Genomic DNA, 11,252 nt, shown 5'->3' on the forward strand with positions numbered 1-11,252 from the left:
CGGAACCGCTGGCCAGCACTGCTTCGACGAGCAGAGTCCGGCCTTTACCCGCATTGCCGCGATCCATGCGATCCGTGCGCAGTACCCTTGCCTGCGGCACGGTCGCCAGTACCTGCGCCCGATCTCCTTGTTCGGACGGGCATTCGACGTCTACGGGCCGGGTGAGCTAATCGCCTGGTCGCGCATTCTCGACGACGAAGAACTCCTGTGTGTGGTCAACGGCCATGGTACCGACGCGCGTGGCGCCGACGTCCTGGTAGACGCTTCGCTCAGCCCGTCCGGGTCGCTGCTGCAAGTGGTGCTGAACACCGCGCAGGCCGGCTGCCCGCTGGCGTATTCCGGAGCGCATCCGGTCGGTTCAAGCCTGGTGGTGAAGCGGAGCAGTGACGGCATGGCCTTTGTCGAGATACGCAGTTTGCCGCCTTCCGAAGTCCTGGTACTGGCCAATCATCCGCAGCCCGATCCAGGCGACGTCTTGTCGTAGGTACGGGTCAGGTACGGGTCTTCTTCTGGATCAGCTCGATCTTGTAGCCATCGGGGTCCTCGATGAAAGCGATCACCGTCGTGCCGTGTTTCATCGGGCCAGCTTCGCGCACCACCTTGCCGCCATGCTTCCTGATCTGCTCACAAGCGGCGTAGGCGTCGGGAACCTCGATGGCGACATGCCCGAAGCCATTGCCGATGTCGTACGAGGGCGTATCCCAGTTGTGCGTCAGTTCCAGGACCGCGCCTTCCGATTCCAGACCGTAACCGACGAAAGCCAGCGTGAAGCGACCGCCAGGGTAATCCTGGCGGCGCAACTCGCGCATGCCGAGGACTTCGGTGTAAAAGGCCAACGAGCGATCGAGATCGCCAACCCGCAACATCGTATGCAGAATCCTCATCTCATCTCCTCACCAGTGTGGGCAATTCGTCGCGCAGCGCTTGAGTTCTGCGCGCGCGTTTCGGTAATCGGGGTACAGCGTTGCGACGATCGACCAGAAGCGCTCGCTGTGGTTCATTTCGCACAGGTGTGCGAGTTCGTGGACCACCACGTAGTCGATCAGCGGCGGCGCCAGGTGGATCAGTCGCCAGTTCAGGCGAATGCCGCTGCGCAGGCTGCAACTGCCCCAGCGCGTGCGCGCTGCCGACAGCGAGAGCGGCGGCCGTGCGACGCCAAGCTGCGGCCGGTAATGGTCGATCCGTTCGCTGAACAGCGCCCGTGCCCGTTCGCGCAGGGCTTTTTCGAGCAGCCGCGGCGCCTCGGTCGGCGAGCGCAGGCATAGCGTCAGTGCCTGTTCGGCGCCCTGCAGGTTCCAGACGATGCGATTGGCGCCGACCGCCAGGCGGATGCCGAGCGGGCGGCCGAGCAGCGGCAGTTGCGCGCCATCGACGATCTGCAGCCGTTCCGGCGGGCGGCGGTTCTGCCATTCGTCGAGTTTCCTGCCGACCCATTCGCCATGCTGCCGGATTAGCGACTCGATTTCACGCAGCGAGACGCGCTCGGGGGCGCCGACACGCAGACCCTGCTGATCGATCGACAGTCCGATGGTGTGGCGCCTACTCCGACGCAGGACATAGCTGACCGGGCGGTCGCCGAGTGCGATGCTGCGCGACGTTTCGCCGGCCGCCAGTGGCCGCTCGCCGGATTGCGGCGGCTCAGGCTGCGGCAACGGCATCGGCAGCATCGGCAGCGCGATAGCGATGCGGTGAGAGACGCCGCATTTCGGCCTCGATCCAGGCCGAGGCCAGGGCGTTGATCTTCACCGCGGTTTTGCCGGCGGGATCGATCGCCGGGCCGATACTGATGGTGATCAGACCGGGGGAAATCGCGAAGTGGCCCTTTTTCCAGATTTCGCCGGCGTTGTGCGCCACCGGAACGACCTTGGCCGCGCTGCGCACCGCCAGATGCGCGCCTCCAGGCTTGTAACGTTCGGTTTGGCCGGGGGCAACGCGCGTTCCTTCGGGGAAGATCACCACCCAGTAGCCGGCCGCCAGGCGTTCACGCCCCTGATCAAAGACCTGCTTGAGCGCATCCTTGGCCGCCGCCCGATCGATCGAGATCATCTTCATCGCGGCCAGTCCCCAGCCAAAGAAGGGCACCCGCAACAGTTCCTTCTTGAGCACGAAGACCAGCGGTGGAAAGACCTCCTGCAGCCCGACCGTTTCCCAGGCCGACTGATGTTTGGCGAGCACCACCGAAGGTTCGGCCGGGATGTTCTCGCGGCCGAGCACACGGTAGCGGATGCCGAGCACGTAATGGCAGAGAGCCATGAAACCCTTCCGCCAGATCGCGATGATGCGGTAACGCGCCGGCATCGGAAAAAATACCGCCAGCGAAACGAGCACCCCAAAGGGAATCGTCAATAGACTGACCAGCAACAGGAACAGCGCCGTGCGCAAGGCTTCCATCATGAAATCAGAAGGTGGTTGGCTGCCGCGGCGAGATCCGGGAAGATCAGCGTGCCTTCCGGAAGACCCCCTTCGGTATGCGTCAGTGTTCCTTTGCCGGTCATCACCAGCAGCGGTTTCGCCCCCACCGCGACGGCGGCCTGCAGGTCGCGCAGTGAATCGCCGATCGCCGGTACGCCTTCCAGATCGACGTTGAAGCAATGGGCAATACGTTCGAACATGCCGGTCTTCGGTTTCCGGCAATGGCAATCGGCATCGATCGAGTGCGGACAATAGAAGATCGCGTCGATGCGTCCACCGGCCGCCTGCACGGCGCGGTGCATCTTGTCATGGATGGCATTGAGCGTATCCATGTCGAACAGTCCGCGGCCAATCCCGGATTGGTTGGTCGCCACGACCACGCGATAGCCGGCCTGGTTGAGTTTGGCGATGGCTTCGATGCTGCCAGGAATGGGACGCCACTCTGCCGGCGACTTGATGAACTGTTTCGAATCGTAGTTGATGACGCCGTCACGGTCGAGAATGACGATCTTCATACGCTCAGCTTCGAGATGTCGGCGACCGCATTGAGCAGGTCGAAAAGTGCTCTCAGCAGGCTCAGGCGGTTGTTGCGCAGCAGCGGTTCGTGCACGTTCACCATCACTTCGTCGAAAAAGCGGTCGACCTCACGGCGCACCGAGGCGAGGACCTTGAGCGCATCGGCATAGTCCTCGTTGGCGACATGCGACCTGACCAGTGGCGCGATCAACAGCACGCGCTCGAACAGGGCTTTCTCGGCGGCTTCCTCGAGCAGCGCGATGTCCGGCTCGGGCAGATTCTGCTCGGCTTTTTTCAGGATGTTGCCGATGCGCTTGTTGGCTGCCGCCAGCGCCAGCGACTCGGGAAGCTGCAGGAACTCGCGCACCGCTGCCAGTCTGGCGGGCACCAGATCGATGCGCGTCGGCCCTTGTGCGAGCACCGCTTCGATGACGTCGGGTGCATGCCCGGCCTCCCTCAAGAGACCACGCAGACGGTCATGGATGAAGGCGAGCAAGGGTTCGTCGACGGTGGCGAGCTGGATGCCCTGTCTGGCCAACGCCGCCTGCGAGTCCTTGATCAGTTCACCGAGGTCGAGCGGTAGCGGCGTTTCCATCAGGATGCGCAGTACCCCGAGGGCGGCACGCCGCAGACCGAAGGGGTCCTTGTCGCCGGTCGGTAGCTGCCCGATACCGAAGAAACCGACCAGCGAATCCAGCTTGTCGGCCAAAGCGGCCGCACAAGCAATGTTGCCGACAGGCAGGGCATCGCCGGCAAAGCGCGGCCGGTAATGCTGTTCGATGGCGTCGGCAACGACCGGCAAGCCCCCTTCGTGCAGCAGGTAATAGCGGCCCATGATTCCCTGCAGTTCCGGGAACTCTCCCACCATGTCGGTCAACAGGTCGATCTTGGCGAACAGCGCCGCCCGTTCGGCGAGGGGGGCTTCGGCACCGAGTCTTTCGGCAATGCTGCGGGCGATGCGCCCCATTCGCTGCGCACGGTCGCCGAGCGAGCCGAGCTTGTGGTGATAGACCACCGAGCCGAGAGACGTGACGCGAGTGGCAAAGCCATTCTTGCGGTCCTGGTCGTAGAAGAAGCGGGCATCCGAGAGGCGAGGGCGCACGACGCGTTCGTTGCCGCGAATGATGTGGACCGGGTCGGCGACCTGCATGTTGGAGACGATCAGGAACCTGTTGAGCAGCCTGCCCTGGCCATCGAGCAGCGGGAAGTATTTCTGGTTCTGCTGCATGGTCAGAATCAGGCATTCCTGCGGCACTTCGAGGTATTCGGCTTCGAACTCGCCGACATAAACCACCGGCCATTCGACCAGCGACGTCACCTCGTCGAGCAGGCCGTCGGCCGGATGGATGCGGGCAGCAAGCTTGCCGGCAGCGGCGTCGAGCTGTGCGGCGATGGTTGCCCGCCGTTTCGAGAAGTCGACGATGACCTTGCCCGCAGCCAGTTGGGCGACATACTCGTCAGGATGGTCGATGACGATCTCGCCGCTCGACAGGAAGCGATGGCCCTGCGTCGTCCGGCCGCTCTGCAGCCCGAGGACTTCTCCGGCAACGATGTGCTGGCCGTGCAGGAGGATCAGGCCATGCACGGGGCGAACGAACTGGTGTTCGGAATCTCCCCAGTGCATCAGTTTCGGGATCGGCAGTTTCCGGAGCGACTGGGTAACGATGTCGGCCAGATGCCGCGCGAGTTCCTCGCCCTTTTTCTCGCGCCGGGCGACAAAGTACTCGCCCTTGCCGTCGGTCGTCGTCGCGAGTTGTTCGAAACTCACGCCGGCCGCGCGCATGAAGCCTTCGAGTGCCTTGGTCGGTTTGCCGGCGGCGTCGAGCCCACCGGCAACGCCGGGGCCCTTCTTCTCCAGCACGCGGTCAGGCTGGCGGGCAGCGATTCCGGTGATGGTCAGCGCCAGGCGGCGCGGGGTGGCGTAGGCGGTGCAGTGGCTGTCCGGGGTCGTGAACTCCTGCGCCCTGAGCGCAGAAAAAACGGCTTCGGCGAAGGCTTCGGACAGCGACTTGAGTGATTTCGGTGGCAGTTCCTCGCTGCGCAGCTCGATCAGGATGGTGTCGTTCATGTCATTGCCCCCCGGTGCCAGAGGCCGCCTTGCACATCGGGAAGCCGAGGGCCTGACGGGAATCATGGTAAGCCTGGGCGACTTCGCGTGCCAGGGCGCGCACACGGCCGATGTAGGCCGCACGTTCGGTCACCGAAATGGCGCCGCGCGCATCCAGCAGATTGAAGGTGTGCGAGCACTTCATCACCATTTCGTAACCTGGGAGTGCCAGACCGGCAGCGATCAGGTGCCGGGCTTCGGATTCGTGCTCGACGAAATGACGGAACAACATCTCGACATTGGAATGCTCGAAGTTGTACTTGGACTGTTCGACCTCGTTCTGGTGATAGACGTCACCGTAGGTCACCCGATAGCCTGGCCCCTCTGCCCAGACCAGGTCGAAAACGTTTTCCACCCCTTGCAGATACATCGCCAGGCGCTCGATGCCGTAAGTGATCTCGCCGAGGACCGGTTTGCAGGGAAGCGAGCCGACTTCCTGGAAATAAGTGAACTGCGTCACCTCCATGCCGTCGAGCCAGACTTCCCAACCGAGTCCCCAGGCGCCGAGGGTCGGGCTTTCCCAGTCATCTTCGACGAAACGGACGTCGTGTTGGGCGGTATCGATTCCGAGCGCACGCAGCGAGTCGAGATAAAGGTCCTGGATGTCGTCCGGCGAGGGCTTGAGCACTACCTGATACTGGTAGTAATGCTGCAGGCGGTTCGGATTCTCGCCGTAGCGCCCGTCCTTGGGCCGCCGCGACGGCTGAACATAAGCCGCATTCCACGGTTCGGGGCCAATCGCGCGCAGGAAGGTGGCGGTATGAAAGGTTCCGGCACCGACTTCGATGTCGTAGGGCTGCAGCAGCGCGCAACCCTGCTTGTTCCAGAAATCCTGGAGACGCAGTATCACTTCCTGAAACGTGGGCATGGGAGAACTTCGGGTAAAAGCGAAAGCGCGATTTTACTTGGTTTCTCGCTGGACAAGAACCTGCTTCCGCGGCATCGCCCGGTGCAGGCCGAGGAGGGCGATCAGCAACAAGGCGCCAACGATCATTGGCCAGTGACCCCAGCGCACATAGGGGGTGGCACCGGTATGGCCGCGCACTTCGCCGACCAGCGCGCCGCGGGTGAAGGGGGGCAGCGACGAGAGCACGCGACCGTCTACGTCGACGATCGCCGTCATGCCGGTGTTGGTGGCGCGCAGCATCATGCGGCCGGTCTCGAGGGCGCGCATGCGGGCGATCTGCAGGTGTTGCGCCGGCGCCAGTGAATCACCGAACCAGGCGACGTTGGAGAGATTGATCAGCAGCGTTGCGGCCGGCAGCGCAGCGATGATCTCCTCGCCAAAGACGTCCTCGTAGCAGATGTTCACCCCGACGCGCTGGCCGGCCAGGCGCAGCGGCGGCTGCCCCGGCGAGCCAGCGGTGAAGTTGGACATCGGGATGTTGGCCATGGCCATGAACCAGGCAAAACCGGGCGGTACGAACTCGCCGAAAGGCACCAGATGAACCTTGCTGTAGTGCTGCCGGCCGGACGCGCCAAGGCTCAGCGCCGCATTGAAATACTGCTGGCCGTCGGCGACAGCGATTCCCAGCAGCAGGTCGCCGTGCTGGCGCAGTGCCAGTTTTTGCAGCGCGTCGAGATACTCGACAGGAACCTGGTCGAGGAAAGCCGGCAGGGCGGTTTCGGGCAGCACCGTGAGTTGCGCCGGGTTCTCCTGTGCCAGCCGGTAATAGGTGCGCAGCGAATCAAAGAACCGCTCGGGTCGCCATTTCATTTCCTGCGCCACGTTTCCCTGCAGCAAGGCCACCGACAGCGGCTCGCCCGTCACCTCTGTCCAGCGGAGGTCACGCAATCGGTCGCCGGTGACGAGAATGGCTGCGCCAGCGAGCAGCGGCAGCGCCGGAAAGCGGTGCAGCCAGCCGTGCGTGCTGCAGGGCTCGGATAAGCAGCGCCTGCCGACCTCGAAGATCAGTGTCCCGAGCAGCGCTGAAAAAAACGAGACGCCATGGACGCCGAGCAGCGCGGCATAGCCGGCGAGCGGACTTGGTGGCGTTTGCGAATAGCCGGCGGCGAGCCATGGGAATCCGGTAAAAGCCCAGGCACGCAGACATTCGGCAAGCATCCACAGGCTGGCGAAGAGCAGGCTGCGCTGCCACCAGCCGGTAACGGCAAAGCGAACGAACAGCGCCCCGGCCAGTGCCGGGAAGATCGTCAGGACAAGGCAGAAGAGCACTGTCGCGAGCCCCGCCACGGCTGCCGGCATGCCGCCAAAAACGCTCAGGCTGACATAGACCCACGAAACGCCGGTCAGAAACAGGCCGAGGGCATAGGCGGCGGCGATCAGCGCGCCGTACCGGGCGCGCCGATCGCCGCTGCCGCCGTCAATCTCGATACACAGCAGAGCAAACAGGCCGCCGAGGCTCAGCCAGTTGACCGGAAACCAGCCGAGCGGCGCAAAGCCGGCGACCCCCACGGCTCCCAGGCAGGCGGCGCCAAAGCTGCGCCAACGCCAGGCTTTATTCAGCAGGATCGCCCGCCTCTGGCGATGGCGAGACCACCAAGGTGTAGATGCGGCGGCTGTCGGCGCGCAAGACCTGGAAGCGGATGCCGTTGACGACGATCGTTTCATTGAACTGCGGTACCCGGCCGAGGTGAAGCAGGATCAGTCCGCCGACCGTCTGGCATTTGCTGTCGCTGAAGCGGGTGCCGAAAGCGGCGTCGAAGTCGGCCACCGCCGTATGTGCCTTGACGCGATAGAAACCATTCGGGTCGAGTTGAATGTGGTCGTCGGTCTCGTCGAAATCGTATTCATCTTCGATTTCGCCGACGATCTGTTCGAGGACATCCTCGATGGTGACCAGGCCGGCAATCCCGGCATATTCGTCGATGACGATCGCCATGTGATTGCGCGATACGCGAAACTCCCGCAACAAGATGTCGAGACGCTTGAATTCGGGGATGAATACCGCCGGACGCACCCAGTCGCGCAGCCTGAAATCGCCCTCGCTCTGCACACGCAGCAGATCCTTCGCCAGCAGGATGCCGACCACATTGTCGCGACTGCCGTTGATGACCGGAAAACGCGAGTGGGCAGTGGTGTTGACCTGGTTGACGACCTCCGCCAGCGAATCGCCGATGTCGACCACCTCCATCAGCGGGCGTGGCACCATGACTTCGCGCACGCACATTTCCGAAGCGGCAATGGCGCCTTCGGTGATGCTCAGGGCGTCGGCGTCAAGGAGCTTGCGCTGGTGCGCCGAGTGCAGCAACTGCATGAGTTGTTCGCGATCTTCCGGTTCGCGCACGAGAAATGAGGAAAGACGTTCCAGGAAACCGGGTCTGGGACTGCTGCTATCCATATCTGCCTTGTGAGGAATGCGGCGTTAACCGCGACGCCTGGCCTGCAAAGCGGCGCCGCTGACGCTTCACTCCCGATTGCGATCCGCTGATCCAGCCATGCGGGGCGGCCGGTTGGCTCCGTTGATGGGCTCGCTTTTGGCAGCCTGGGTTTTTCGCCATCCCCCGCTCCCAGGCTTGCAGACGCAGAAGGGCCAAGGATAAGAAATCCAACGGCACCGACGAGAGTATATGAGCCTTCATCGAGCAGCGTCAATGTCGAACCAGCGCTCGATGAACGTCGGCCGCTTTCTGGAAGGTCTGCCACTGACCCACAAGAGGCATTCGTCGGTTGACGGATAGTGCCCTGGAGCAGCCATCCGCTACCGCGCAATGCGCGGCTTCCCGAGAAATTGTCGCGGGCCTCTTCAGTACTCCCATTCCTCATGTCCCAGCGGGGCTTGATTCAACATCTTCCGATATTGCCGCCACTGCGGCAGGTGCGTATCCAGAAGCCCAGCAAACCGCTCGTCGTGATGCCGCTCCAGCAGGTGCACCAGTTCATGCACGACGATGTATTCCAGACACTGCACCGGCTTCTTGGCCAGCTCAAGATTCAACCAGACACGACGGGAGGCGGGGTTGCAGCTTCCCCACTGGGTCTTCATCTTCCTGACGCCCCAATCGGCGACCTGCACACCAAGGATCGCTTGCCATTTCTCCAGCAGGGGCGGGATCAACGCCTTGAGCTGCTCGCGATGCCAGCGCAGCGTACGGCTTCCCGTTGCTCGGCACTGGCGCCGGGCCGCACGAACAGGTCGAGGCTGGCGACACCGCGGATCGCTACCCGCGCCGGGGCATCCTGCTCATGCACGCGCAGGCGGTAGCGCTGCCCCAGGAAGTAGTGGCTCTCGCCATTAACCATCTCGCGCGGTGACTGCCGGGGCTGTTCGGCGAACTTGGCCTGCTGCCGTCTGATCCAGCCGAGCTTGTCGATCACCGCCAGCCGCACGGCTTCGTCACTGATGACCCAAGGGGCCGCCACTCGTACCCGGCCATGCGGGGGATAGACGCCCAGATGCAGGTTCTTGATGTCCTTGCGCACCACTTCCACCCTGATGCCGCTGACCGTGAGGTGGCGAACCTCAGTAGTCATTCTGGTGCCTCGCCAGGTCGAGAATCTGGTCGGTCAGAACCTCCAGCGGATAGTCGCCCTGCGCCGTGTCCTGATTGGCGGTATTGACCGAGATGGGCTGGGCTGCTGCGTTTGCCAAGGTTTCCCTGATGGCGATCCGCACCCGCCTGGTTTTCATGGTGTTGTCCCGCCAGCCATCCATGCGCGCCGACTGAATCGCCGCATCCACCGCCAGCGCCAGCCCTTCGTCATGGCCCAGATTGCTGTAGAGCGCTCGCTATGCCGCCGTCTTGACGCTGACCGGATAGCCGCCCGATGTACCGCCCGACTGCATGATCTGCTTGGTCAGGACGGCGATTTTCTCCAGATATTCCTGGTAGTCCTCGACGCCCTTGCGCCGCTGTTCGATCAGGGCATCAAGCAACTTCGACATCTTGTCGTGTAACCGTTCATCTCCCCCTTAAGCGACAGCTGAGATAGGCGGCAGGGCGGGCGCCTCGAGTCCTTTGCGTGTTGCGGCGAGAACCTGATGCAGGTAGCGCAGGGGTGAGGCTTTGCGCAATCGGCAGGTCTCGATGATGCTGGCGAATGTCGCGAGAGCCAGGTTGCCTTGTTGGGTGCGGGGGCCATAGGTGATCCGGCGCAGGATGACCCCGTGACGCAGCAGACGTTCGGCAAAGTGGTTGGTCAGCGGCAGTTCGGGATGCGCTAGCACCTGGAAGATCGCGTCCCAGTCATTGAGGAACTCGCGCCCGAGTTGAGCCGCCTTCTCGATTGGAGAATGAGCCATCTTCTCGCATAGCGCCTTCAGCCGGGTGAGGTCGTCGGCGAGGATCTCACGGAGATCCTGGGGTGGCCATTCCCGTGCTTGGTAGACCGGGTCGATCAGGAAGTCGAAGGTCTCAAGCAGGGCCACTCCGTCACTCTGAACAGGGGGAGTGAAGCTCTCGGCCAAGGCGCGGGCTTGCGGATCAGGTGTGCCCAGCAGCGCAGGCGATGTTGGTATTCGCGGTAGGCCTGGTAGCCGTCGGTCATGAGCCAGCCCGCGAACTCGGCGGCGATGCGCCCGCGCAGCAACGCCTTGGTGCGATGCCCGATGAAGAACAGTGCCGCGGTAGCGCTGGCCACGACCCACAGCCAGAGGAACTCCGTACCCTGGGGGTGCGAGGTCTCGTCCGCATGCAGCCACTCGGCTTGCAGGATCTCCTCCTGAATCTGTTGTGGGATCGGTTCGCAGGCATGGGCCGCTTCGTGGCTTGCTGGCAAGATCGCACCATCGGAGAGCGATAGGATAGGCCAAGCCGTTCCCAGGAGAATTCTCGGCAGCGGCGCACCGACAGATTCAACCGGAAGCGCAGCCAGACGAGCAGCGATGCCAGACCGGGACCGATCAAGCGCCACTCGGTGATCTCCACACCGGCCCAGTCACCCTGCGCAGGGGCTGCCCGGTAGGGCTCGTAGCGGGTGACGTGACCACAGCTGCGACACTCGCCTTCGAACAGGCGGTGCAAGGTCGAAACCGTCCGCAGAACGGGATGAGTGGGGTCGCCGAACTCCACATCCACCTCATGGTAGCCGTTGTAGCACACACAAGATTCTTCCAGAAGCTCCGCTGCAGGGCGCATGAATGCCATAGTCGTTGCCCCTCTAAAATAATCGTATACCCTCAAGGAGTGACGAAGGGGCTGTTCACAGCCCTTGGATTTGTGTAGTTTTCTGTCTTTTTGGGGTTTTCCATGAAGGCAGAGAACTCGGTTCGGTTGGTGGACGTCTGGGTTGGGGTGCGGGACCCAAGACAGGCCA

11 protein-coding genes and 3 pseudogenes are annotated in these 11,252 nt (G+C 63.1%); 1 reads left to right on the plus strand and 13 read right to left on the minus strand.

Annotation, left to right across the window (positions count from 1 at the left end; genetic code table 11):
* Nucleotides 1-484: pseudogene (locus V5B39_RS19770) on the plus strand (alpha-amylase family glycosyl hydrolase); the annotation flags it as partial.
* A gap of 7 nt (nucleotides 485-491) precedes the next feature.
* Here V5B39_RS19770 and gloA read toward each other — a convergent pair.
* The 13 genes and pseudogenes from gloA to V5B39_RS19835 form a co-directional block, all read right to left on the minus strand.
* Nucleotides 492-884, minus strand: a complete 393-nt coding sequence (gene gloA / locus V5B39_RS19775) for a lactoylglutathione lyase (protein ID WP_332344560.1) — start codon at nucleotides 882-884, stop codon at nucleotides 492-494.
* A gap of 9 nt (nucleotides 885-893) precedes the next feature.
* Nucleotides 894-1,658, minus strand: coding sequence for a M48 family metallopeptidase (locus V5B39_RS19780; RefSeq protein WP_332344561.1), 765 nt, complete (start codon nucleotides 1,656-1,658; stop codon nucleotides 894-896).
* The gene (locus V5B39_RS19785) at nucleotides 1,639-2,391 is read right to left on the minus strand and encodes a lysophospholipid acyltransferase family protein (protein WP_332344562.1); all 753 of its coding nucleotides are present in this window, start codon (nucleotides 2,389-2,391) and stop codon (nucleotides 1,639-1,641) included. The genes V5B39_RS19780 and V5B39_RS19785 overlap by 20 nt, the downstream gene beginning before the upstream one ends.
* Nucleotides 2,391-2,951: pseudogene (gmhB, locus tag V5B39_RS19790) on the minus strand (D-glycero-beta-D-manno-heptose 1,7-bisphosphate 7-phosphatase); the annotation flags it as partial. The gene V5B39_RS19785 and the pseudogene gmhB, both read right to left, overlap by 1 nt.
* Nucleotides 2,924-4,996: a glycine--tRNA ligase subunit beta gene (gene glyS / locus V5B39_RS19795; RefSeq protein ID WP_332344563.1), complete on the minus strand. Its 2,073-nt coding sequence runs from the start codon at nucleotides 4,994-4,996 to the stop codon at nucleotides 2,924-2,926. The gene glyS and the pseudogene gmhB, both read right to left, overlap by 28 nt.
* 1 nt (nucleotide 4,997) lies before the next feature.
* Nucleotides 4,998-5,903: a glycine--tRNA ligase subunit alpha gene (gene glyQ, locus V5B39_RS19800; protein WP_332344564.1), complete on the minus strand. Its 906-nt coding sequence runs from the start codon at nucleotides 5,901-5,903 to the stop codon at nucleotides 4,998-5,000.
* Between the two features lie 33 nt (nucleotides 5,904-5,936).
* Entirely contained in the window at nucleotides 5,937-7,451 is a 1,515-nt protein-coding gene (lnt, locus tag V5B39_RS19805) for an apolipoprotein N-acyltransferase (protein WP_332344565.1), read from the minus strand.
* A 43-nt stretch (nucleotides 7,452-7,494) separates the two neighbouring features.
* Nucleotides 7,495-8,337: an HlyC/CorC family transporter gene (locus tag V5B39_RS19810; protein ID WP_332344566.1), complete on the minus strand. Its 843-nt coding sequence runs from the start codon at nucleotides 8,335-8,337 to the stop codon at nucleotides 7,495-7,497.
* 405 nt (nucleotides 8,338-8,742) lie between these two features.
* Nucleotides 8,743-9,470, minus strand: a pseudogene (locus tag V5B39_RS19815) (M48 family metallopeptidase).
* Nucleotides 9,460-9,627, minus strand: coding sequence for a hypothetical protein (locus V5B39_RS19820; protein WP_332344567.1), 168 nt, complete (start codon nucleotides 9,625-9,627; stop codon nucleotides 9,460-9,462). Before V5B39_RS19820 ends, V5B39_RS19815 begins: the two are co-directional and overlap by 11 nt.
* A gap of 99 nt (nucleotides 9,628-9,726) precedes the next feature.
* Nucleotides 9,727-9,882, minus strand: coding sequence for a hypothetical protein (locus V5B39_RS19825; protein WP_332344568.1), 156 nt, complete (start codon nucleotides 9,880-9,882; stop codon nucleotides 9,727-9,729).
* A gap of 27 nt (nucleotides 9,883-9,909) precedes the next feature.
* Nucleotides 9,910-10,365: an IS66 family transposase gene (locus tag V5B39_RS19830; protein WP_332344569.1), complete on the minus strand. Its 456-nt coding sequence runs from the start codon at nucleotides 10,363-10,365 to the stop codon at nucleotides 9,910-9,912.
* A complete protein-coding gene (locus V5B39_RS19835; RefSeq protein WP_332344570.1) occupies nucleotides 10,335-10,850 on the minus strand; it encodes an IS66 family transposase in 516 nt (171 codons plus the stop codon). The genes V5B39_RS19830 and V5B39_RS19835 overlap by 31 nt, the downstream gene beginning before the upstream one ends.
* Nucleotides 10,851-11,252: the final 402 nt, after the last annotated feature.

It is taken from the genome of Accumulibacter sp., assembly GCF_036625275.1.
Taxonomy (GTDB): domain Bacteria; phylum Pseudomonadota; class Gammaproteobacteria; order Burkholderiales; family Rhodocyclaceae; genus Accumulibacter.